Here is a 20,950-nt window from a genome sequence, read left to right on the forward strand (position 1 = left end):
AATTATGAAAATTGCCTGCCGTATGTTAAAACTAGTTTATAATGACGTTGAAAGGATGTGAAGAGCCTTGTCATACACCATTTATCTAGTTGAAGATGAGGATAACCTGAATGAACTGCTGACGAAGTATTTAGAGAATGAGGGCTGGAACATTACATCTTTTACGAAAGGTGAAGACGCCAGAAAGAAAATGACACCGTCTCCCCACCTATGGATTCTCGATATCATGCTGCCGGATACCGATGGCTATACATTAATAAAAGAAATCAAGGCGAAAGATCCTGACGTGCCGGTCATTTTTATTTCCGCCCGAGATGCGGATATTGACAGAGTGCTTGGCTTAGAGCTTGGCAGCAATGACTACATTTCAAAGCCGTTTCTGCCGCGGGAGCTGATTATCCGTGTGCAAAAGCTGCTGCAGCTCGTATATAAGGAAGCTCCTCCTGTCCAAAAAAATGAAATTGCCGTCTCCTCGTATCGGGTCGCTGAAGACGCCCGCGAGGTCTATGACGAAAACGGGAATATCATCAATTTGACGTCAAAGGAATTTGATCTGCTGCTATTATTTATCCATCATAAAGGGCATCCATACTCTCGTGAGGATATCCTCCTAAAAGTGTGGGGACATGACTACTTCGGAACAGACCGGGTAGTTGATGATCTCGTCCGGAGACTGCGCAGAAAGATGCCTGAATTGAAGGTGGAGACGATTTACGGTTTCGGCTACAGGATGATGTCATCATGAAAAACAAGCCGCTCGCGTTTCAGATATGGGTTGTCATATCCGGCATCCTGTTAGCGATATCGATTTTACTGCTTGTGTTATTTTCAAACACGCTGCGAGATTTTTTCACTAATGAAACGTATACGACGATTGAAAATGAGCAGCATGTTCTGACAGAGTACCGCCTGCCAGGTTCGATTGAAAGGCGCTATTACAGCGAGGAAGCGACGGCGCCGACAACTGTCCGCTCCGTACAGCACGTGCTCCTTCCTGAAAATGAAGAGGCTTCTTCAGACAAGGATTTAAGCATTCTGTCATCTTCATTTATCCACAAGGTGTACAAGCTGGCTGATAAGCAGGAAGCTAAAAAGAAACGTTACAGCGCCGACGTCAATGGAGAGAAAGTGTTTTTTGTCATTAAAAAGGGACTTTCCGTCAATGGACAATCAGCGATGATGCTCTCTTACGCGCTTGATTCTTATCGGGACGATTTGGCCTATACCTTGTTCAAACAGCTTCTGTTTATTATAGCTGTCGTCATTTTATTAAGCTGGATTCCGGCTATTTGGCTTGCAAAGTATTTATCAAGGCCTCTTGTATCATTTGAAAAACACGTCAAACGGATTTCTGAACAGGATTGGGATGACCCAGTAAAAGTGGATCGGAAAGATGAAATCGGCAAATTGGGCCATACCATCGAAGAGATGCGCCAAAAGCTTGTGCAAAAGGATGAAACTGAAAGAACTCTATTGCAAAATATCTCTCATGATTTAAAAACGCCGGTCATGGTCATCAGAGGCTATACACAATCAATTAAAGACGGGATTTTTCCTAAAGGAGACCTTGAAAACACTGTAGATGTTATTGAATGCGAAGCCCTTAAGCTGGAGAAAAAAATAAAGGATTTATTATATTTAACGAAGCTGGATTATTTAGCGAAGCAAAAAGTGCAGCACGACATGTTCAGTATTGTGGAAGTGACAGAAGAAGTCATCGAACGATTGAAGTGGGCGCGGAAAGAACTATCGTGGGAAATTGATGTAGAAGAGGATATTTTGATGCCGGGCGATCCGGAGCAATGGAACAAACTCCTCGAAAACATTCTGGAAAATCAAATCCGCTATGCTGAGACAAAAATAGAAATCAGCATGAAACAAGATGATCGAAATATCGTGATCACCATTAAAAATGACGGTCCGCATATTGAAGATGAGATGCTCTCCAGCCTCTATGAGCCTTTTAATAAAGGGAAGAAAGGCGAATTCGGCATTGGTCTAAGCATCGTAAAACGAATTTTAACTCTTCATAAGGCATCTATCTCAATTGAAAATGACAAAACGGGTGTAACATACCGCATAGCAGTGCCAAAATAGACTGTAGATGTTTTGCAGTCTATTTTTTTATGTGAAAGAATAGCCGTTAAAATCTCTGTAATTTGTTTTGAGCGGCTGTTTGCATTGATGAACCCATTTTTTCTCTGACAAGGTCTGCTTCGGATATTTGACTTTCTCCACTTTGATTCCTCTGTTTCGCAAGCGGCTGATCATTTCGTCCAATTCTCTCATTCTAGATTCACCCTTTCGCTTGAGCTTTGACCATTCGGTCATCTCAATTTATAATATAAATAATACATGATAAAAAAACAAGTTACAATAAGGTTAATTTTATAACAGACGGTGTGACTATATGGTCATATCCTAGCAGGCCTCCGGGCTCCGAAAGGGTGGAACCATTGAAGGAAAAAGAAAAACTGATTATTGAAACAGCCTTAAAACTATTTGCCCAAAAAGGATACAATTCAACATCAGTCCAGGAAATCGCAAAAGAATGCAAAATATCTAAAGGCGCTTTTTATATTTATTTTCCTTCGAAAGAAGCGCTTCTTCTCTCTATGCTGAACTACTATTATGATAAAACGTTTACCCGAATTTTAAATATTAAAACGAAGGGCGACAGCCCCAGAACGGCTTACCGTAAACAGCTGACCGTCCTCTATGAAAACATTCTTGAACACAAAGATTTTATCAGCATGCAGTTGAAGGAGGGTTCTCTGCCTTACACAGAAGAAGTGGAGCAATGCGCAAAAAAAATCCGCCAGTCCTCACTTCAATTTCATATCGACAGCCTGCTGAACATCTATGGAAAAAAAGCGGAACCCTACACTGCTGAGCTTTGTTTTTTAATAGAGGGCATCAGCCAGATTTACCTGGAATGCATGATTTTGCTCGGGTACACTGTGAAGCCGTCTCAATTAGCTGATATCATTATGAATCGAATTGATGATATGGTAAAAGGCATGTCTGAACGAAACGATAAGCCTTTCATCACATTGGAAGAGGCGAGCTCTTTATTCGGGCCTCTTACGCACGGACGGCCTGACCCGCTGACTGAATCGATTGTGAAAAGCCTACGTGACAAAATTAACAGCTTAAACACAAACTCCTCTCTTGAATTATCGGAGAGCTTGGACATACTTGAAGCAGAAATGAAGAAAAAAACACCGAAGCTGGCGATCATAAAAGGAATGATTCATAATCTGACGGAGTCTGAAGCTCTCGCCAAAGATGCGGAGCAGCTTAAATATTTATTAAAACAGCAACATATTTAGAAGAACGGCTGCTTAAAAAGCAGCCGTTCTTTCTTTCTATTACGCCTTTGGTTTTACCATGTCTTCCGGCTTAACCATTTCGTTAAATTGCTCCTCTGTCAGCAATTCAAGCTTCAAAGCTGCTTCTTTGAGCGTCAATCCCTCTTTATGGGCAAGCTTGGCGATTTTCGCCGCGTTTTCATAACCGATATGCGGGTTCAGCGCCGTAACAAGCATTAATGAATTTGACAGGTTTTCCTGAATGGTTTCTTTATTAGGCTCAATACCGACAGCACATTTATCATGGAATGAATTCATGCCGTCACTGAGCAGCTGCACAGATTGCAGGAAGTTGTAAATAATAACAGGCTTAAACACGTTCAGTTCAAAGTTCCCCTGACTCGCCGCAAAGCCGATTGTCGCATCGTTCCCCATGATTTGCGCTGCGATCATTGTTAACGCTTCGCTTTGTGTCGGGTTGACTTTACCAGGCATAATGGAGCTTCCCGGCTCATTTTCAGGAATGACGATCTCCCCGATGCCGCAGCGAGGTCCGCTTGCGAGCCATCTGACATCGTTCGCGATTTTCATTAAGTCAGCCGCAAGCGCTTTTAATGCGCCATGCGCATAAGTGATTTCGTCATGGCTTGTCAGCGCGTGGAATTTATTCGGCGAGCTGCTGAACGTTTGGCCGGTCAGCTTAGTGATCTCTTCTGAGACAAGCTCTCCAAACTCTGGGTGAGCGTTGATACCCGTTCCGACAGCCGTTCCACCAATTGCAAGCGCACGCATTTTATCTGTCGCTTCCAAAATCATTTCCTTCGAACGGTCCAGCATGTGAACCCATCCGCTGATTTCCTGTCCGAGGGTCAGTGGCGTAGCATCCTGAAGATGCGTGCGTCCGATTTTGACAATATCATTGTATGCTTTTGCTTTTTCATCCAGTGTATTGCGAAGCTGATCAAGCGCCGGCACAAGCTGCTCGTAAACAGCCAAAACAGCGGCAACATGCATCGCAGTCGGGAATGTGTCGTTTGAGCTTTGGCTTCGGTTCACGTCATCATTTGGATGAATCGTTTGATCAGAGTTCTTCTCTTTTAATAAAGCAGTCGCACGGTTGGCTACCACTTCGTTCATGTTCATATTGCTTTGTGTGCCGCTTCCGGTCTGCCATACGACAAGCGGGAAGTTGTCATCGTACTTGCCTTTGAGCACATCATCACAAACCGCTGCAATCGCTTCTGCTTTTTCAGCGTCCAGATTGCCGAGGCGTTTATTAGCTAGAGCAGTGCTTCGTTTTAAAATTGCAAACGCCTTCACAACACGCATCGGCATTTTTTCAGAACCGATCTTAAAGTTCTCCTTGCTTCGCTGTGTTTGGGCGCCCCAAAATTTATCAGCAGGAACTTTTACTTCTCCCATGGTGTCTCGTTCAATTCTGTATTCCATTTATGTATCCCTCCATAACGGTTGCTTCAATAGATCATAATTCGCCAATGACACAAAAAATCCTTTTTATTTTTCGATCTTGGCAGATTTTAATTTTAATTCAAGATATACGCGGGAATCCTTTGAATATTTGTATTTTGGATTCGTCCTTCCGTACTCCTTTGATGTATAAGAGACATCATAATGCTGTTCAAATGATCTAATGAGCTGTTCAATTTCTTCTTGTTTTCCAGCTAGCCTTACCTGTGCCACTTCGTATCCTCCGCTTTCATAAAAAAACTTACTCCATGAAATACTCTAACACAGTATATCATTTTTTTAACAGGAAAAGATAACCTCTACTAAGGTTTTGGATAAGAGGTGACCTCATTGGAACAAACAGAGTTTAAGGAATATATACACGATAATTTAGCATTGGTGCTGCCAAAATTAAAAGAAAACGATGATCTGGTGAAAAACAAAAAAATGCTTGCGAACGGACTGGTTTTTTACTATCTCTATTTCAGTGAAATGACTGATGAGAATAAGGTGTCAGAAGCCATTAAAACTTTGATTAAAGATGAGGAGACCTTAACGCTTGACCAGGTCAAAAAACGCCTTGACCAGCTTGACGCAAGACCTGTTGAAACTGCAAAAAAAACGATTGAATCGATTCTCAACGGCAATTGTGCTGTGTTTATCAACGGATTGGATAAAGCCTATATTCTGACCACAGGAAAGAAAAAAACAAGAAGCCTGACAGAGCCGACAACTGAAAAAGTGGTTCGGGGCCCAAAAGTAGCGTTTGTAGAGGATATTGATACAAATCTCGCTCTGATCAGACAAAGAACCTCTCATCCGAAATTGATCACCAAAAAAATCATGATCGGCGAAAACAAGCTGAAGCCTGCAGCCATTATGTACATTGAAGGCAAAGCAAAAAAGTCCGTCATAAAAGAAGTGAAGGCGCGGCTTAAAAATATCCAGCTGGAAGATATCCAGGACAGCGGAACGCTCGAGGAGCTCATTGAAGATAATAAATATTCACCATTTCCGCAGATTCAAAATACGGAAAGACCTGACAAAGTATCTTCAGCCCTGTTTAACGGCCGTGTGGCAATTTTGGTCGACAGTTCACCATTTGTGCTGCTGGTGCCGGTTTCTCTCGGCATCCTGATGCAATCCCCGGATGACTACTATGAACGCTGGATTTCAGCATCTCTTATCCGGTCGCTGCGCTTTGCGTCTATCTTCATCACCTTGTTTTTGTCATCGATTTATATTGCACTCGTTTCCTTCCATCAGGGGCTGCTGCCGACCGCACTCGCCGTCACGATTTCGGCGAACAGGGAAAACGTGCCGTTCCCTCCGATATTTGAAGCCCTGCTGATGGAAGTCACCATCGAGCTGCTAAGGGAAGCCGGACTGCGACTCCCCAATCCGCTCGGACAGACGATCGGCCTCGTTGGGGGCGTAGTCATCGGACAGGCTGCTGTAGAAGCGAATCTCGTCAGTTCGATTATGGTCATTGTCGTCAGTGTCATTGCCCTGGCATCCTTTACCGTTCCTCAATACGGAATGGGTCTGTCTTTCCGGGTGCTGCGTTTTATTTCGATGTTTTCCGCCGCTATTTTAGGGCTGTACGGCATTATTTTATTTATGCTTGTCGTTTATACGCACTTAACGAGACAAACGAGCTTTGGGTCTCCGTATTTTTCGCCAAACGGATTCTTTAGCCTGAAAAATACGGATGACTCCATTATCCGTCTCCCAATTAAAAACAAACCAAAAGAGGCGAATAATCCAAATGAGCCAAAAACAGACTCCACTGAAACTTAATACCTTTCAAGGTATTTCTATTGTTGCAAATACAATGCTTGGGGCCGGACTTTTAACATTGCCGCGAGCGCTGACCACTAAGGCTAATACGCCTGACGGCTGGATCACGCTGATATTAGAAGGTTTCATTTTTATTTTCTTCATTTATTTAAACACGCTCATTCAGAAAAAACATCAATACCCTTCACTCTTTGAATATTTGAAGGAAGGGCTTGGGAAATGGATCGGCAGCATCATCGGCCTTTTGATCTGCGGCTATTTCCTCGGCGTAGCCAGCTTCGAGACCCGGGCAATGGCTGAAATGGTGAAGTTTTTCCTGTTGGAGAGAACCCCAATTCAAGTCATTATTTTAACGTTTATTTGCTGCGGTATTTATTTAATCGTTGGGGGCTTAAGTGATGTGTCGCGGCTGTTTCCCTTTTATTTAACGGTAACCATTATTATTTTGCTGATTGTGTTCGGGATCAGTTTTAAAATTTTTGATATCAATAATTTGCGTCCTGTTTTAGGCGAAGGCCTTGGACCCATTGCAAACTCCCTTACCGTCGTTTCCATCTCTTTTTTAGGAATGGAAGTAATGCTGTTTCTCCCTGAACATATGAAGAAAAAGAAATACACGTTCAGGTATGCATCTATAGGATTTTTGATTCCGATTATTTTATATATCTTGACGTATATTCTCGTTGTCGGAGCTTTGACCGCTCCCGAGGTGAAAACGCTGATTTGGCCGACCATTTCTCTCTTTCAGTCCTTTGAGCTTAAAGGCATATTCATTGAACGGTTTGAATCCTTTTTACTGGTCGTCTGGATTATCCAGTTTTTCACGACTTTTGTCATTTACGGATATTTTGCCGCTAACGGGCTAAAGAAGACGTTTGGGTTATCGACTAAAACAAGCATGGTGATTATCGGCATAACGGTCTTTTATTTTTCTCTCTGGCCGGATGACGCCAATCAAGTCATGATGTACAGCGATTATCTCGGCTATATTTTCGTCTGCCTGTTTCTGCTTCCCTTCATTCTCTTTTTCATTGTAGCTCTCAAGAGGAGGATTACAGCAAAATGAAAATCCGGATTTTATGTATGTGTATATGCACCCTATTGCTGTCCGGATGCTGGGACAGTGAGAATATCGAGGAATTAAGCTTAGTGATCGGAGTAGGGCTAGACAAGCCTGACGATGAAAATTTAGAGCTGACACAGCAAATTCTCGTGCCGAAAAAAATCAGCGCCAAGGAGGGCTCTTCGTCTGACCCGACACAGCTTTCTATCACAAAGGGTGAAACTGTCCATCAAATGATGAGAACCTCTGCATTAAAGCATAATCCTACGTTTTCACAGCATTTGCGTCTCATTCTGCTTTCCAAAAGCGTGATTGCGGATCAAATTGGAATGGACGCGATCATTAACCAGTTTGTCAGAGACAACGGAACAAGGAGGAGTTCCTACGTCTTTATCACCAACGGCCGAACTAAGGATATATTTAAAATGAATGATGAAGGCGAACCCGCATCCAACGTGATATATGATCTGACAGAGAAGAATAAGGTGACGATCAGAATGATGGAGCCAGTTACATTGGGGGAGATCTCAGAACACTTAACCTCTGACGATTCATTCCTCATCCCTCATGTCGGTAAAGAAAACGGCAAGCTCGCGATAAACGGAGCCTCTATCATCAAAAACAAATTATGGCACCGGGATCTCACCCCGATTGAGATTCAAAATATCAACTTATTTTCAGGCACTGTCGAAGGAGGCGTCATTGACTTGAAGCGCGATGGCCATCTCTTTTCTTATGAAGTATATTCGAGCAATCGGAAGATCAAGACGGCATACAAGGACGGAAAGTTCAAATTCACCGTTACCCGCAATATTGAAGGTCGTCTATCTGAGGACTGGAATCCTAGTGAAGATTCGTTTAAGGATTCATATATTAAAAGCATTGAAAAGACAGTCGAAAAACAAGTACACAAAACAGTAACGACATTTATTACAGAGAAACTGCAGAAAGAGATCAAAGCGGATGTGACCGGATTGGGAAACCAAGTCAGAATTCATTATCCTCAAAAGTGGAAAAAGATCTCAAGAAAATGGGATGATGATTATTTCAGCAATGCGGAAATAGACTACCGGGTCAATGTGATTGTCAGAGACTTCGGAACGAAAGGCGCAAACAAATAACAGCCGCCTAATTCACGAGATGATTTCGGTGTGCGTACACCGCCGCCTGCGTCCGGTCACTGACATCCAGCTTTGATAAAATATTCGTAATATGTGTTTTGACTGTTTTAATCGTAATAAACAGTTCCTCGCCTATTTCTTTGTTTGTCTTTCCTTCTGCGATCAGGCAGAGTATTTCGAGCTCCCGTTTCGTAAGCGATTCATGAGGGAGCGCGTTTTCACCTGAGTGGCGCAGCCTGGATAATACTTTTCCCGCCACTTTTGACTCCAGCTTCGGCTCTCCCTTGCTTGCGGCGCGGATGGCATCGGCGATTTCTGCCGCTTTTGAGGTTTTCAACAGATAGCTGAGCGCGCCAGCTTCAATAACCGGGTACACTTTGTCATCATCAATGAAGCTAGTGAGCACAATAATTTTCGGGTCAGAAAGCTCCCGGCAAATTTGCTTTGTAGCTTGAATGCCATCCATGCCCTCCATGACAAGGTCCATTAAAATGACATCAGGCGACAGTTCCACAGCAAGCCGAACACCTTCGCTGCCGTCCGATGCTTCGCCGATGACTTCAATATCGGGCTGCGCCTCCAAAAAAGCCGCGAGCCCCATTCTGACCATTTCATGATCATCAATCAATAATACTCGAATCACGTTCGTTCTCTCCTTTTTCTTCCGGGAAAATCGGGACCTTCACTTCGATTTGGGTGCCTTTTCCTTCTACTGAAATCACTTCGGCGACCCCGCCGATTTCACTTGCACGTTCTTTCATAGAATTCAATCCGTATGAGGATGCTTTCACCTGGTCCATTTTGAAGCCTTTTCCATTATCAATCACCTTCAGACGGAGCTGGCTGTTCTTTATGCCCAGAATCACGGTTACTTTTGACGCTTTTGAATGTCTAAATACGTTTGAAAGGGCCTCCTGCACGATTCTGAACAAGTGGTCTTCAACACCCTTGGATATCGCTGTGTCCTGTATATCCCACTCAATATCAATCGGCTGCTTTTTTCGGAACTCGTCCAAAAGCTCCGTAAGGCCCTCCTTCAGCCCTTTTCCTTCAAGGGTAACAGGCCGTAAATGGAGCAGCAGCGCCCTCATCTCATTTTGGGCTTCGCCTGCCATATGCTCTACCATCCTGATCCGCTTGACTGTTTTGTCATCAGCATCCTTGACATGTTCCAGCACGGCTGATGTCATCATCGATATTGCAAAGAGCTGCTGGCTGACCGCATCATGAAGATCTCTGGCCAATCGCTGGCGTTCTTCTGAGATAACCGACTTCTTCATTTGAGCCTGCCATTCCGCACGTTCATTGGAAAGTTTCTGGAGGGATGCGACTTGAAGTTCCACGCGCTTCGCCATTTCGTTCAGCTGATCAGCAGCCAGGCCGATTTCATCATCACCGAGCGGCGGTATCCGATAAGCGAAATTGCCGTTTTCAAAGGTTAAAATGGATTCAATTAATGTATCAATCCTTGTCTTCAACCGGTTGCCGTACATATACCCTGAGGCGAAACCGACGGTCACGCTGATCAGAAGCAAAATCAGGATAAACGGAATTCCGAACCAGCTAGATGACAGCAAAACAAGCGGATCGAGCCGATAGTAAAACATCATAAAGGAAATCAGGCAAACAAAAAGGAGCAGGCTGATTCCCGTTGTCATGCGGATGGCGCGCCATTGGAGGCTGGCAAGCATTTTTTTTCTCATACGTACTTCACATCCACATCACCGATAAATAAAGAAACGGACACTTTGACCCGGCGCTTCGACTCGCTGAAATCGGTTGACGCGGCATATACCTTCGTGCTTAATCCGCTTTTCTTCGAGCCGATCAGATTGATATCCCCTATAAAAACAGCCGAGCTGACAGCCACTTCAAGGTCCGATGGTACATAAATATCAACATTTCCAATGACTCCGCTAATGACGATTGTACTTTCTCCCTCGGGAATCATTGCTTTAGACAAATCGATTTTGATATCACCGATAAAACCAGAGACATTTAAATCATTCAGGTCAAACGGCTGCTTCATCATTTGCAGCTCTCCGATAAAAAAGCTGCGCATGTCGGGATGTTTTACATCTTTTGGCGGATCATGATGTTCTTTTTTATTGAGGTTGACCTGTTTCTCATTCGGTTCGAATATCGGCTTCCCTTTGACAAGCCTGTAGCCGGCGTAAATCAGAAATGCGGCAAACGCATAGCCGAATAAATTAAAGGTGATGCTGAAGAGGTTTTTCAAAAATAGAAACGCGGCAAAGATATACATGACGGAGCCAAGCCAATCACGGGAATATTTTTTAAGGAAATAGCCGGCAATCAGAAAAAAGAGCGGCCAAAACAGCAGATCGCCTATTCCGATAATTTGCAAAAACATACTGATGCCGAATAAAGCAATGATCAATCCGAGAAGCTGTTTTTTTGTCATTCCTGGTGTCCGCCTCCTTTCTTCTGCCTGGTGCTACCGTATCGCTAGATTCCCGCTGTCCGTTTTGATGTCGATTGGATGTCGGCCGCTTCCTTGCGTGCCTGTGATGTGATGCTGTTCTTTATGTGCTTTGTCAGCAAAAGAATACGGCGAACTGACGTCACCGCTCGCTGATTTCGCTTTGACTGTAAAGCTGCCGTTTTTGGGAAGGCTTAGATTGGCATCACCGCTTGTCAGCGTGACAGATACGGGACCGGTTACCTTTTTCAATACAGCATTAAAATCTCCTGAAGTCATTTTCACATCAAGAGAGCCTGATACATGAACCAGATTTGCGTCCCCTGAAGCTAAATCAATGCCGGCTGTTTTGGAGACGGTATTTGAAATGGAAACATCCCCCGATGATGCCTTCACTTTCAGGTCTTGAAGGCGGACGTCCGTCACGCTCGTATTTCCGCTCGCAGATACTGCGTTCAGCCCGGAAAGCGCAAGATGGTCATTCCCGGCTACAGACACGTCGCCGCTTGAGGTTCGTACTGCCAGATCACCTTTATAATCATACGGAAGCCTGACGATAAGAGTTGAACGGTTAAACCCATTCAAAAATTGAAATTCTTTTTCCTTTACGGTCAGCTCCAGTTTTCTATTGTTTTCAGTAACAAATAACTTTCCTGAGTCTCCTGAAATGCCTGCCGATATGTCACTTCGTTCTTCCGCTATAATCCGGACATCCTTGCTATCCGACTCAATGACCATGCTGTCAATGTCCCGCGGCGATGCGCTGGCTGAATCGGCTTCTGTGCCATTTATGAAACCCAGGCCTGCAGCAAACACATCTTTTACGACGACGGCGAAAAAAACCAGAATACCGGCAGTGATCAACAGTTTGCCAAGCATTTTTTTCATTCGGTTTCATCCTTCTCATTCATTCTATTATAAAGGAAAAGCTTGCGAATTGATACGTGCGGAAGGGAAGGACTTGACCGCAAATCCTTCCCCGTTCCGCTTATTCATTTGCCGCTTGTGTCTGGTCTGATTTTTGCAGTGAGAGTGTCCGCATTTTTTCAATCTCCGCTTCCACATCGTCTGCGAATTCTTTACGTGTAAGTTCTGTGCCGGCTTCCGCTGACTTTGAATAATTCGCGCGGATTTCCATTTCTTCAATACGATTTTCAATACGTAAAAATTCACGATACGCGCTTTCACTGTCAATTTTGTCAAATGTCGTATTCATATGCTCTTTAGCTTTCGCCGCATTTGCCCGCGCAATCAGCGCCTGTTTTTTATCCTTTACGTCCTGAAGCTTTGTTTCAAGTGCAGCCAGCTGCTCTTTCAGATCAGCCAGCTGACTGTTTGCCTGTTCATAGGACGCTTTATGCTCGGCCGCCTTCCCTTCTAAATACTTCATTTCAGTCAGCGCCTTTTTCGCCAGTTCTTCTTCACCCGCGTCAAATGCAAGCTGTGCCTGATTTTTCCGTTTGCCAGCCACTTCAGCGGCTTCTTCATATTTTTTCTTAAATTGATAGGCAATCGTGTGCTGTTTCACAATTGTTTGCTTTGCTTTTGCGATGTCGCTTTCCATATCGCGTACATATTGATTCAGCATTACCTTTGGATTCTCCATTTTATCAAGTCCTTCATGAACTGACGCAACAAACATGTCTCTGATTCTTTTTAATACCATACCTGATTCCTCCTAATATATTGATATTATTTTTTCTTCAAAAATTCTTCCCATTCGTCATCAAAGTGAGATTGGTAGGCAGCAGAAGCCGGTTCAGGATCAAAAGATGATACACCGTTATCAGCTGATCCGTTTTTCATCAGCTTCCAGCCGTAATACACCATAGCGGCCGCCAGCGCGATTCCGACGACAAATGGAAGTGAGCAAATGAGCATTATCGCTCCGATACCGCCCACGATGATTCCCGTGATGGTTTTTCCCGCAGCAAACCTTTTGATTCCTGCGTATGTCATTAAGCTCCCGACGGCGAGCGGGATGATAAAGCCAAAGCTTCCTCCTCCAAAAAAGACAGAGATCCCAAATACAATTAATAAGAATCCGCCTATTGTTTTCTTGTTGATCTTCATGCAGATCCTCCTTTCGTTTTCCTTGTCTCATCTTATACAAGTTGGAAGATATGCAAAACGAATCAGAGATTGATTTTTATATAAGACCGGAGTCGTATCTCGCACCGGACCCATCGGCACAAAAAAACGCCATGCACGAGGCATGGCGTTTTAAAACCCTTTACAGATGAACACTTGCTTCCCTTTCTTTAATTAGGTCGGACCTTTCTGCTTTGGCCAGTTTTGTAAACAGCAAGATTCCGATACCCGCAATAATTTCGACAATCCCGCCGACAGCGATCACTTTACCTGAGCCGAAAGCATTTGCGGCATACCCGCAAATGACAGCTCCGGCAGGGATCGAAATATTGGAGATCATATGTATAACGGCGTAAACCTGCGGCTGATCCTCACTATCCACAGACGTCTGGATAATCGTGTACTCAGGAACATTAACAGCACTGACTGCGGCGCCAAAGGTAAACGCAGCGAAAAAGACGAGCGGCAAAAAGGTGTTCATCCCGGTAATAAAGAAAGCAAATCCTTCAATAATGCCGGCAGTAACAAATAGCAGGCCGTACCTGTTTACTTTGACTTTCGCCAGCACAAATCCTAATAAAAACGCGCCCGCGGCGGTGGTGGCCTTTAAAAGCGAGTATACGATCGGCTGGCCGTTTAAATCTTCCGCTACGTATACGGCAGAGAGCGCTTCCCATGGGGCAGCCGCGAAATTCATAAAGATACAGTAAATGGCGAGCGGATATAAAATCTGGTGTTTTCTGACGAGCCTAAAGCCGCGTTTCAGTCTTCCGATATATGTGCCTCTCTGTGTAACAACCGCAGACTCTGATTGAGATTCAACCGCAGTGTACTTAATAAAAAGAACGAGAAAACCTGACACCAAATAGAGCACAAGCGCGATAAGCATGGTATAAGAAGGACTGATAAATGTAAGAAAAGCGCCGCATAATGTGACAGCCCCAAGCCGTACAATTTGAGCGGAGGATTGCAGCACAGCGTTTGCTTTTTGAATGCCCTGTTCATTGACGATTTGAGGGATCAAAGCGATAGAGGCGGGATTGTAGGCAGCTCCAGTAGCTGAATGCACAATCATAAGCGTCATGACAAACCACAGCGGAGAGAAGCCCGCAAAATGACATAGAGGGATAATCAAAACAATCGCCGCCCTTGTCAGATCTGAAAAGTACATCCAAAATTTCAGCGTGGTCTGTTTCATAAAAGGCCCCGTCACAGGCGCCAGAACGGCTTCCGGCAAAAACGTGACAGCAATCAATAAAGCAGTGCCGATCGCACCTTTGCCGTCATAAATTAAAAACCATAATATTGAATTAAATGCGAACATATCGCCGGATATCTTGACTATTCTTGAGAAAAACAGATAATTGAAATTTCTCTTCCAGATGCTATCACTTTCAATCAATTTCACCATCCATCAGAGCCCCCCACTGCCTATTTTTTACATCTATTTATTACAATATCTCATTTTTCCATTTTTCAGTCAATAATTCATAAGGTTCATTTTTTGTCGTAAAATGGGAAATTGACAGAGTGAAAAACAAAAAAAGCCGGCATGTATTTGAACACGCCGGCTTTCGTTTTCACTTTTTATGATTCACTGCTGTTTCGGTCCCGAAACACAATGGCACTTCTTTCATATTCTACATCGCCAATACCGCTTCTTGCATTTACAACCCGGGCGGCGGCAAAGAAATAATCGGACAGACGATTGAGATAACGCAGCACTGTTTCATGAATCTCCTCCGATTTCATCAGCGCCACCACTCTTCGTTCTGCCCGCCTTGTAATGGTGCGTGCGATATGGAGAAGCGAAGCACACTTTGATCCGCCTGGAAGAATAAATTTCTTCAGTTCCGGCGCTTCTGCAGTATAGGCATCAATGCGCGTTTCTAAAAAGGAAACAGATTCTTCCGTTAGTTTGTAGTCTTTTCTTTCTGTGACGATTGCCAGATCGCCTCCGCAGTCAAACAGCTCATGCTGGATGGTCAGCAGCTCGGCTGTCAGATCTTCAAAGCCGGGCTGCCCGGAAAGCTCTGCCAAAGCAAGCCCGATAAAGCTGTTAAGCTCGTCAATCGTGCCGTAGCTTTCGACGCGTAGGCTGTCCTTGTCCGTTCTGCCCCCGACTAAGCCCGTTTGTCCCTTATCGCCTGTTTTTGTATATAGTTTCATACCCTGAATCTCCTTTACAGACTTATTCAAACAACTCAGCAGCCTCTTTTATACATTCAGCTGTCCCTTTCTTTATCAATTGGTTCAGCCGCTGTTCTATGTTTTCTGATTGCTGAGTTTGAGTCGCGGCGATGAGAATATCACCTGTGCCTCCTCCGTCTCCCAGCACTTTCGTCCGTTCTGCTTCGGCAGCCATAAGAGCTTTGATGAAGAATTGATCTGCCGCATAGCCGTTAATCAAAATCCAAATCGAAAAGCCGGTCTGAACGCATATAAAAACGGATAACTCTCCGTCTTCATATGTTCGATACACGAAACGGTCAAGTCTTTCTGAAGAAGCCATCGCACACGTCTCCTGCAGTTGAAAACCGCTTTCTGAAAGACAGGCCGTAAGTCCTTCTATCGGATCTGGCTGATCTGGCAGCCGTTTATGGATCAGCGTCCTGCTCCACGAAAACCCTGCACCGATAGGCGTCGAGGACAATGTTCGAAGCGGGATTTCCGTTTGCAGAAGAATGTCATCACGCCCCGCTTGGAGCAATGCTTCAAATGGGATAGACTGCCGCTTCACGCTATCTTTTTCAGGCTGAACCACAATCATCGGTTTAGGTGAGCTTTGATGTACCAAGGCGGTGACATCTGTATCGTACACCGCCTTTATGCTTTGTTCTGTAACAACATATTCCGGTTTTTGCTTAGGCCCGGCGGTACCGTTTTTCATAAACATGAGCTCATCACAGTACAGGCTTGCGGTGTTCAGATCATGAAAAACACTGACAGCTGCCAATCCGCTTTCTCTCGTCAGGCGTTTGATCAGATCAAGCAGGTCTTTTTGATAAGCCAGATCGAGAAAATTAGTCGGCTCGTCCAAAAATAAAATACGCGGCTGCTGCGCCAAAGCTTGTGCCAAATACACCCGCTGCTGTTCCCCTCCGCTTAGTTCGCGAATCGGCTTTTGCGCAAAATCGGCCACTCCTGTTTGCTCCATTGCTTCCTGTACAATGGCTTCATCCTTTTCAGTCTGCTGTCTGAACAGCCCCGTTTGGAATGGATATCTGCCAAAGGCTACAGTTTCTTCGACGGTAAAGGTGAAGGCTTGATCCGTTTTTTGCGGCAGGACAGCCATGATTTGCGCCAGTTCCTTCGGTTTATAGTCCGCCAGCAGTTTTCCGGCCAGATAAACCCTGCCTTCCTTGGCCGGCAGCGTACCTGTCAGCAAGTGCAAAAGCGTGGTTTTTCCGCTTCCATTGGGGCCGAGAATTCCGAGAAATTCTCCTTTCTCCACTGTTAAGCTGACATTGTTGATTAGGCGGCGGTCCCCGTATCCTCCCGACAGCCCTTCTGCCTTCATCATAAGCTTCTCCCCCCGCGGTGCTGCCGAATTAAAATAAGAGCGAACACAGGCGCTCCCGCCAAGGACGTAATGATCCCGATCGGCAGTTCAATCGGCTCAATGATGGTTCTGGAAAGCAGATCGGCTAAAACGAGAAACCCTGCCCCGAGCAAGGCGGACAGCGGCAGTAAATGCCGATGGTCGGTTCCCCACAAAAGCCTTGTGATATGCGGAATCACAAGGCCGACAAAGCCAATCGTGCCCGATACTGCCACAGCGCTTCCCGTCAAAAGAGATCCGGCTATTAAAATCATCATCTTCCTCTGCTGAACGCTGACTCCAAGAAGCTTTGCTTTATCTTCTCCATATGTCATCACGTTCAGTTCCCTTCCGTTTATAATCAATAAAGTGATTCCCAAAAGAAAAAACGGGAGAAACAAAATAACATAGCTCCAGCCCCTCATTGAGACGCTGCCAAGCAGCCAATGCACAATCGGAAGCAGGTTGTCTCCTGTCAAGGCGATGATAAGAGAAATAAATGCGCCCAAAAAAGAGTTGGTGATGACACCGGTCAAAATGAGGGTGGAAACAGACATCGAAGCATGAACGAGGCGGCTGAAGAAAAGGACTGCCGCCATCGTGGCAAGTGCCGCGGCTACACTCACAACCGGGAGTGTAAACTCTCCGATGACAGGAAGGTGCAGACCTAAGAACAGAGTCACAACAGCTCCGACTGAAGCACCGGATGACACACCTAGCGTATAGGGATCAGCAAGTGGATTTTTCAACAATCCTTGAAAAGCGGCCCCTGCAATAGAAAGAGCCGCCCCCACAAGGGCGGCCAGCACAACTCTCGGCAGTCTGATATTCATCATAATATTAGTGTACATCGGATCATCAGAACCGATAGAGCCGCCGAAACCTTGATGCCAAAAGACACGAAAAACAGCGGGAATAGGAATATGCAGGCTGCCGCAAGAAATTCCTAAGATGATGCTCACGGCTAAAAATGAGAAACCAATGATATATGCGGCATAACGATTATTCCTTAAACGTATCCGGGTAAATGCTTTCCGCAAGTTCTTCGACCCCTTCGATCAGACGGGGACCGGAACGTGTCACAAGATCAGGGTCCACATCATATACACGATGATGTTTCACAGCATTGATTTCGCTCCAGCCATCGCGTTTTTCCACAGCTTTCGCTTTCACACCGTCCGTTGTAACAATTGCATCAGGATTGAGTTTTACGATCGCCTCGTCTGTCATTTGCACCCATCCTGTCTGATCCGCAGCTGCGTTTTTAGCATGGATGACATTCAGCATTTCATTCATAAACGTATCTTTTCCGGTTGTATAAATGTCAGGATCAGGAGAAACCTCGATAAATACGCTTTTCTCCTCGTCTTTTGAAATGGTTTTCGCTTTTTCTTTAATATCCTTTAGATCTGATTTCATGCGTTTCACGAGCTGATCAGCTTTTTTCTCCGCCCCGCCAGCTTCTCCGATCATTTCGATTGATTTGTACACCTCGGAGAATGATTGTGCATCATTGACAGTCAGCACTGTAATGCCCGCGTCCTTCAGCTGTTTGATGGCATCTGCTGATGCTGACATGGAAGACTCATGGGCCAGAACGAGATCTGGTTTTAGAGAAATGACTTTTTCAACGTTTACATTCATATCTCCGACTTTCTCAACCTTTTTGACTTCCTTTGGATAGGTATCGTTTGTGGTGACACCGACCACTTTGTCACCAAGGCCGAGTGCGTATGTAATTTCTGTGTTGCTCGGCATTAATGAAACAATCTTTTTTGGCTCTTTTTTGATGGTTACATCTTGGTTTGACGCATCATCAATGGTGACAGGAAACGCTTCTGTTTTTTGTTTTGTCTTTGAATCCTTCTGATCCGCAGGATTGCCGCAGCCTGCCAGCATAACAGCAGCCAACAGAAGCGCAGCCCATATCCCGGCTCGTTTTTTCATAATCTTTTCCTCCTAAACGAACTAAAAAAGCATCTCTACGACGGTAAAGATGCTGTAAACAACACAAAAAAGCCTATTGTTTACACATCATCTGTCCTCGCAGAATTCGTGCTGATCAAACAGGCAGGTATCCTGGCTCTTGGCGCTTTGCCAATTACAGTGGCGGGACCGCACCGGCTTTTACCGGTTTCCCTTTTAAGCCGGCTGTTGTTCACGGACCGGCACCTATTTGACATTCGTATCCGTTTTTCGGAGTAATTATACTATATGACTGACAGGCTTGTATATGTGTCCTGAATGACTTTTCCCCATATTGTGTATGGAAGCAAAATCCTCGTAAACACTAAATTTGATCTTGTATACTTAATACCATCATCAATCAAAAGGAATGATTCTTATGGATTTACAGCTAAAAGACAAACTCGTCTTAATCACCGGCTCGACGTCCGGCATCGGGAAAGCCGCCGCAAAAAGCTTTCTGCAAGAGGGTGCGGCAGTCATTGTCAACGGACGCAAACAGGAGACTGTCGATCGCACGATTGAAGAGCTTTCTGGCTATGGAACAGTGCACGGTGCTGCTGCCGATTTGTCAAAAACAGATGAAGCAGCGGCTTTTATCGAAAAAGTAAATGAAATCGGTGATATCGATATCCTTGTCAACAACCTTGGTTTCTTCGAGGTAAAAGACTTCGCCGATGTGACAGATGAAGAGTGGAATCAATATTTCGAAGTGAACGTGATGAGCGCCGTTCGGACAAGCCGTCACTTCCTTCCAAAAATGCTTGCCAAAAACAGCGGCCGCATTTTAAATATTGCAAGTGAAGCAGGCGTCAAACCGCTGCCAACGATGATTCCATACTCAATGACAAAAACGGCGCTGATCAGCCTTTCAAGAGGAATGGCTGAAATGACAAAAGGCACAAATGTGACGGTCAACTCAGTGCTCCCGGGACCTACTTGGACAGAGGGCGTGGCATCCTATATGGAAGGCGCCGCACAAGCAGCCGGCCAGGATACAGATACATTTATCAAAGACTATTTCAAGGTCAATGAGCCAACTTCGCTTATTCAGCGATACGCGACAGCAGAAGAAGTCGCCAACACAATCGTATTCCTCGCGTCTGACGCCGCATCCGCCATTAACGGCACGGCACAGCGTGTGGAAGGCGGCATTATCCGTTCTCTGTAGTATAAAAAAACGCATCCGTGTTTCGGATGCGTTTTTTTATACGTCTCCAGCAAATGGTACCGGCTGATATCCGCCTGTTTCCAGTTGTGCTGAAAACAACCCTCCAGCGTGAGGCTGCTCGTATCTCTCTTTTTCTGTCATTTGTTCTGTTGCCGATGTAATGTAAAGGGTTTTTAAGTCTCTGCCGCCGAACGCGCAGCACGTGACATATTTAGCCGGCACGCTGATTGAATTGATTTCTTTTTTCTGAAACGGGTCAATGTGAACAACGTGGCTGCCGCCAAACAGCGCCACCCACAGCATGCCATTTTGGTCAATTGTCATGCCGTCCGGCAATCCGTCCGACTGATCAAAACGATAGACAGGTTCTGGATTCGAAACATCTCCGCTTTGAGGATCATAGCTGTAACGCACAATCTCCTGCGTCGGCGTATCGATATAATACATCAAATTCCGCTCGCGGTCCCAATCCAAACCGTTTGAGGTGGAGACTTGATCCTTGATTTTGACAAGACTGCCGTCTAGATTCAAACGGTACAGCGACGCCTGTTTTTGCTCGCCTTCCATGCTCGTCGTCCCCGCCCAAAGCCTTCCGTACGGGTCACATTTAGCATCATTAAATCTCAGGCTCTCATGCATGTCCTTCGGCTGTTTAATTTTTTCCAAGCTGTCATCCCGAAGATGATACAGGTAAAACCCGTCCTTCATCGTCATAATCAGTTCATCCTTTGAATATTTCGCAAGCGCCGTCACAAAGGATTTGAATTTGATTGATCGGTTGATTTTTTCTTCAGGGTCAAAGATATGGAGCTCGCTCCCCAGGATATCAACCCAATATAAGCGGCCGTTTTCTTCATCCCATAACGGGCCTTCTCCAATCACTGCCCGAGTGTCTGCTTCCAATACTGCATCCATGTGTTACACCTCTTTAGCTTCAGTCTATATATTGTTATTCCCGGCAAAGAGGTGTCCAAACC

22 protein-coding genes and 1 riboswitch are annotated in these 20,950 nt (G+C 44.9%); of the genes, 7 read left to right on the top strand and 15 right to left on the bottom strand.

Going from position 1 to position 20,950, the window contains the following annotated elements; genetic code table 11:
- Positions 1–67 precede the first annotated feature (67 nt).
- Both cssR and cssS read left to right on the top strand, forming a co-directional pair.
- Positions 68–745, top strand: a complete 678-nt coding sequence (gene cssR / locus MKY50_RS16940) for a secretion stress-responsive two-component system response regulator CssR (RefSeq protein WP_003228529.1) — start codon at positions 68–70, stop codon at positions 743–745.
- Positions 742–2,097, top strand: coding sequence for a secretion stress-responsive two-component system sensor histidine kinase CssS (gene cssS / locus MKY50_RS16945; protein WP_003228527.1), 1,356 nt, complete (start codon positions 742–744; stop codon positions 2,095–2,097). The genes cssR and cssS overlap by 4 nt, the downstream gene beginning before the upstream one ends.
- A 27-nt stretch (positions 2,098–2,124) precedes the next feature.
- Here the strand turns inward: cssS and spxO are convergent, their stop codons facing one another.
- Positions 2,125–2,289, bottom strand: coding sequence for an anti-adapter protein SpxO (gene spxO, locus MKY50_RS16950; protein ID WP_003221681.1), 165 nt, complete (start codon positions 2,287–2,289; stop codon positions 2,125–2,127).
- 167 nt (positions 2,290–2,456) lie between these two features.
- Here spxO and MKY50_RS16955 point away from each other — a divergent pair, with 167 nt between their 5' ends.
- A complete protein-coding gene (locus MKY50_RS16955; protein ID WP_003243192.1) occupies positions 2,457–3,332 on the top strand; it encodes a TetR/AcrR family transcriptional regulator in 876 nt (291 codons plus the stop codon).
- A gap of 39 nt (positions 3,333–3,371) precedes the next feature.
- Here MKY50_RS16955 and fumC read toward each other — a convergent pair whose 3' ends face one another.
- Together fumC and MKY50_RS16965 are read right to left on the bottom strand one after the other, a co-directional pair.
- Positions 3,372–4,760 (bottom strand): class II fumarate hydratase, encoded by a 1,389-nt coding sequence (gene fumC, locus MKY50_RS16960; RefSeq protein WP_003228523.1) that lies wholly within the window; start codon positions 4,758–4,760, stop codon positions 3,372–3,374.
- A 66-nt stretch (positions 4,761–4,826) separates the two neighbouring features.
- A complete protein-coding gene (locus MKY50_RS16965; RefSeq protein ID WP_003244599.1) occupies positions 4,827–5,012 on the bottom strand; it encodes a YvzF family protein in 186 nt (61 codons plus the stop codon).
- Positions 5,013–5,129: 117 nt separating this feature from the next.
- Here MKY50_RS16965 and gerAA point away from each other — a divergent pair, with 117 nt between their 5' ends.
- Genes gerAA through gerAC form a run of 3 tightly spaced genes read left to right on the top strand, consistent with a single transcriptional unit; the run spans position 5,130 to position 8,762 of the window.
- Entirely contained in the window at positions 5,130–6,578 is a 1,449-nt protein-coding gene (gene gerAA / locus MKY50_RS16970; RefSeq protein ID WP_033884692.1) for a spore germination receptor protein GerAA, read from the top strand.
- Positions 6,547–7,644 (top strand): spore germination receptor protein GerAB, encoded by a 1,098-nt coding sequence (gene gerAB, locus MKY50_RS16975; RefSeq protein WP_341116976.1) that lies wholly within the window; start codon positions 6,547–6,549, stop codon positions 7,642–7,644. Before gerAA ends, gerAB begins: the two co-directional genes overlap by 32 nt.
- Entirely contained in the window at positions 7,641–8,762 is a 1,122-nt protein-coding gene (gerAC, locus tag MKY50_RS16980) for a spore germination receptor protein GerAC (protein WP_341116977.1), read from the top strand. Before gerAB ends, gerAC begins: the two co-directional genes overlap by 4 nt.
- A gap of 7 nt (positions 8,763–8,769) precedes the next feature.
- Here the strand turns inward: gerAC and liaR are convergent, their stop codons facing one another.
- The 11 genes from liaR to MKY50_RS17035 all read right to left on the bottom strand — a co-directional run bounded on the left by liaR (position 8,770) and on the right by MKY50_RS17035 (position 18,784).
- Positions 8,770–9,405, bottom strand: coding sequence for a two-component system response regulator LiaR (gene liaR / locus MKY50_RS16985; protein WP_029318425.1), 636 nt, complete (start codon positions 9,403–9,405; stop codon positions 8,770–8,772).
- Entirely contained in the window at positions 9,383–10,465 is a 1,083-nt protein-coding gene (gene liaS, locus MKY50_RS16990) for a two-component system sensor histidine kinase LiaS (RefSeq protein WP_003244464.1), read from the bottom strand. The genes liaR and liaS overlap by 23 nt, the downstream gene beginning before the upstream one ends.
- The gene (liaF, locus tag MKY50_RS16995) at positions 10,462–11,187 is read right to left on the bottom strand and encodes a LiaRS two-component regulatory system accessory protein LiaF (RefSeq protein WP_003228510.1); all 726 of its coding nucleotides are present in this window, start codon (positions 11,185–11,187) and stop codon (positions 10,462–10,464) included. Before liaF ends, liaS begins: the two co-directional genes overlap by 4 nt.
- A gap of 33 nt (positions 11,188–11,220) precedes the next feature.
- Positions 11,221–12,093, bottom strand: a complete 873-nt coding sequence (gene liaG, locus MKY50_RS17000; RefSeq protein WP_341116978.1) for a LiaG family protein — start codon at positions 12,091–12,093, stop codon at positions 11,221–11,223.
- A 100-nt stretch (positions 12,094–12,193) separates the two neighbouring features.
- Entirely contained in the window at positions 12,194–12,871 is a 678-nt protein-coding gene (gene liaH / locus MKY50_RS17005; protein ID WP_003228506.1) for a stress responsive protein LiaH, read from the bottom strand.
- Positions 12,872–12,897: 26 nt separating this feature from the next.
- Positions 12,898–13,278, bottom strand: a complete 381-nt coding sequence (gene liaI / locus MKY50_RS17010) for a cell envelope stress-induced membrane anchor protein LiaI (protein ID WP_341116979.1) — start codon at positions 13,276–13,278, stop codon at positions 12,898–12,900.
- Positions 13,279–13,438: 160 nt separating this feature from the next.
- Entirely contained in the window at positions 13,439–14,707 is a 1,269-nt protein-coding gene (locus MKY50_RS17015; protein ID WP_019712956.1) for an MFS transporter, read from the bottom strand.
- Between the two features lie 176 nt (positions 14,708–14,883).
- Entirely contained in the window at positions 14,884–15,465 is a 582-nt protein-coding gene (locus MKY50_RS17020) for a cob(I)yrinic acid a,c-diamide adenosyltransferase (RefSeq protein ID WP_003228501.1), read from the bottom strand.
- Between the two features lie 22 nt (positions 15,466–15,487).
- Complete coding sequence (locus MKY50_RS17025) at positions 15,488–16,816, bottom strand: ABC transporter ATP-binding protein (protein ID WP_341117334.1); 1,329 nt, start codon at positions 16,814–16,816, stop codon at positions 15,488–15,490.
- The gene (locus MKY50_RS17030; RefSeq protein WP_046381317.1) at positions 16,816–17,877 is read right to left on the bottom strand and encodes a FecCD family ABC transporter permease; all 1,062 of its coding nucleotides are present in this window, start codon (positions 17,875–17,877) and stop codon (positions 16,816–16,818) included. Before MKY50_RS17030 ends, MKY50_RS17025 begins: the two co-directional genes overlap by 1 nt.
- Complete coding sequence (locus MKY50_RS17035) at positions 17,840–18,784, bottom strand: ABC transporter substrate-binding protein (protein ID WP_341116980.1); 945 nt, start codon at positions 18,782–18,784, stop codon at positions 17,840–17,842. The genes MKY50_RS17030 and MKY50_RS17035 overlap by 38 nt, the downstream gene beginning before the upstream one ends.
- 105 nt (positions 18,785–18,889) lie before the next feature.
- Positions 18,890–19,028, bottom strand: a riboswitch (cobalamin riboswitch).
- A 153-nt stretch (positions 19,029–19,181) separates the two neighbouring features.
- On the opposite strand from MKY50_RS17035, the gene MKY50_RS17040 reads away from it, so the two are divergent.
- Positions 19,182–19,973: an SDR family NAD(P)-dependent oxidoreductase gene (locus MKY50_RS17040; RefSeq protein ID WP_015384617.1), complete on the top strand. Its 792-nt coding sequence runs from the start codon at positions 19,182–19,184 to the stop codon at positions 19,971–19,973.
- A gap of 36 nt (positions 19,974–20,009) precedes the next feature.
- On the opposite strand, the gene MKY50_RS17045 is transcribed toward MKY50_RS17040, so the two are convergent.
- Positions 20,010–20,888, bottom strand: coding sequence for an SMP-30/gluconolactonase/LRE family protein (locus tag MKY50_RS17045; protein WP_341116981.1), 879 nt, complete (start codon positions 20,886–20,888; stop codon positions 20,010–20,012).
- Positions 20,889–20,950 lie beyond the last annotated feature (62 nt).

This window comes from Bacillus sp. FSL R7-0685 (assembly GCF_038002425.1).
Classification (GTDB): Bacteria; Bacillota; Bacilli; order Bacillales; family Bacillaceae; genus Bacillus; species Bacillus subtilis.

Excerpts from the sequence above, each read along its gene's own strand:
- cssS (WP_003228527.1), top strand. The coding sequence starts at position 742 with ATGAAAAACAAGCCGCTCGCGTTTCAGATATGGGTTGTCATATCCGGC.
- spxO (WP_003221681.1), bottom strand. The coding sequence starts at position 2,289 with ATGAGAGAATTGGACGAAATGATCAGCCGCTTGCGAAACAGAGGAATC.
- fumC (WP_003228523.1), bottom strand. The coding sequence starts at position 4,760 with ATGGAATACAGAATTGAACGAGACACCATGGGAGAAGTAAAAGTTCCT.
- gerAB (WP_341116976.1), top strand. The coding sequence starts at position 6,547 with ATGAGCCAAAAACAGACTCCACTGAAACTTAATACCTTTCAAGGTATT.
- gerAC (WP_341116977.1), top strand. The coding sequence starts at position 7,641 with ATGAAAATCCGGATTTTATGTATGTGTATATGCACCCTATTGCTGTCC.
- liaS (WP_003244464.1), bottom strand. The coding sequence starts at position 10,465 with ATGAGAAAAAAAATGCTTGCCAGCCTCCAATGGCGCGCCATCCGCATG.
- liaF (WP_003228510.1), bottom strand. The coding sequence starts at position 11,187 with ATGACAAAAAAACAGCTTCTCGGATTGATCATTGCTTTATTCGGCATC.
- liaG (WP_341116978.1), bottom strand. The coding sequence starts at position 12,093 with ATGAAAAAAATGCTTGGCAAACTGTTGATCACTGCCGGTATTCTGGTT.
- liaH (WP_003228506.1), bottom strand. The coding sequence starts at position 12,871 with ATGGTATTAAAAAGAATCAGAGACATGTTTGTTGCGTCAGTTCATGAA.
- liaI (WP_341116979.1), bottom strand. The coding sequence starts at position 13,278 with ATGAAGATCAACAAGAAAACAATAGGCGGATTCTTATTAATTGTATTT.
- MKY50_RS17015 (WP_019712956.1), bottom strand. The coding sequence starts at position 14,707 with ATGGTGAAATTGATTGAAAGTGATAGCATCTGGAAGAGAAATTTCAAT.
- MKY50_RS17020 (WP_003228501.1), bottom strand. The coding sequence starts at position 15,465 with ATGAAACTATATACAAAAACAGGCGATAAGGGACAAACGGGCTTAGTC.
- MKY50_RS17025 (WP_341117334.1), bottom strand. The coding sequence starts at position 16,816 with ATGAAGGCAGAAGGGCTGTCGGGAGGATACGGGGACCGCCGCCTAATC.
- MKY50_RS17035 (WP_341116980.1), bottom strand. The coding sequence starts at position 18,784 with ATGAAAAAACGAGCCGGGATATGGGCTGCGCTTCTGTTGGCTGCTGTT.
- MKY50_RS17040 (WP_015384617.1), top strand. The coding sequence starts at position 19,182 with ATGGATTTACAGCTAAAAGACAAACTCGTCTTAATCACCGGCTCGACG.
- MKY50_RS17045 (WP_341116981.1), bottom strand. The coding sequence starts at position 20,888 with ATGGATGCAGTATTGGAAGCAGACACTCGGGCAGTGATTGGAGAAGGC.